The organism is Streptomyces sp. MB09-02B (genome assembly GCF_033794485.1).
Taxonomy (GTDB): Bacteria; Actinomycetota; Actinomycetes; order Streptomycetales; family Streptomycetaceae; genus Streptomyces.
The window spans coordinates 1-1,274 of sequence record NZ_JARGEE010000874.1 but is presented as its reverse complement, the minus strand read 5'-3'; the positions used below and the strand labels follow the sequence as shown (position 1 = coordinate 1,274).

Annotated in this window: 1 protein-coding gene; it reads right to left on the bottom strand. The window is 70.5% G+C overall.

Translation table 11 applies throughout. The annotated features are described in order from the left end of the window. A partial coding sequence (locus P1P70_RS44775) for a serine/threonine-protein kinase (RefSeq protein WP_319248262.1) occupies positions 1–1,030 on the bottom strand: 1,030 nt, incomplete at its 3' end. Positions 1,031–1,274 lie beyond the last annotated feature (244 nt).

Below are 1,274 nucleotides of genomic sequence, written 5' to 3'. Positions count from 1 at the left end.
CCCGCGCACCCCCCGCCAGCTCGTCCGGCCCCGGCACCCGCATCGACGTATGGGTGTCCCGGTTGGAGTCCGGTTTGGCTCCCGGCACCAGCGGCACCGCCCCGCGCCGCACCCGCTCGCGCGGCGCGGCGGCGGCTTCGGCCGGCTCCTCCTCGTACCCGTCGCCGGACTCCGTCCCCGGCTCGTCTACGTCCAGCGGCGGCATCCCCGCCAGCAGCGGCAACTGCTCCCGCAGCCGGGCGGCCAGCTCGGAGGCCCGCAGCCGCGAGGCCGGCGCCTTGGCGAGGCACTGTACGAGGAGCTGCCACAGTTCCTCGGGGATGCCGGGGAGGGGGACGACCGTCTCGGTGACATGGCGGCGCAGCACGGCGCCGGGGTGGCCGCCGCCGAACGGGGTGAAGCCGGCCAGCAGTTCGTACAGCACGGTCGCGAGGGCGTAGATGTCCACGGCCGCGCGGGGCGGCAGGCCCTCGACGATCTCGGGGGCGAGATAGTCCGGTGTTCCGATGATCTTCGTGGCGCGGGTGCGCTGAGGAGAATCGATCAGTTTGGCGACGCCGAAGTCGGTGAGGAGGGCCGGGTGCGCGCCGCCGGGGCCCAGTGGGCCCTGCATGTCCAGCAGCACGTTCTCCGGCTTCACGTCCCGGTGGACGACCCCGGCCGCGTGCGCCGCCGCCAGGCCGTCGGCGATGTCGGCCACTATGGCGACCGCCGCCTCGGGGGCCATGCGCCGCTCCCGGTCGAGGCGGGTGCGCAGGTCCGTGCCCCGGACGAGGTCCATGACGAGGGCGAGGTCGTTGCCGTCGACGACGAGGTCACGGACGGAGACCACGTTCGGGTGGTCGAGACCCAGCAGCGCGGTGCGCTCCTGGACGAAGCGGCTGACGAGTTCCTGGTCGGACGAGAGGTCCTCGCGCAGCAGCTTGATGGCGACGGGGCCTTCCGGACCCTCACCCAGCCACACCGTGCCGGCGCTGCCCCGCCCCAGGATCTGGTTCGCGGTGTACCGGCTTCCGATCTTCCGTCCCAAGACTGCTCCTACAGGCCGCGTGTTGGCGACAAAGCTACGCGCCTCGGGCCCCAACCTTCACCGCCGAGGCGGAAATCACCCCTCAGATGTCGACAAGTCCCCAACGTGGGGCTCCGTCGAGGGGCGGAGTGCGCGGATGGGGGTGGGGGCTGTCTCTTATAACCATCTCCGAGCCAACGTGTCAGGACGAAACCTCGTATGCCGTATGTTGCTTGAAAAAAACAAATAAGAAGAAATAAAGAAA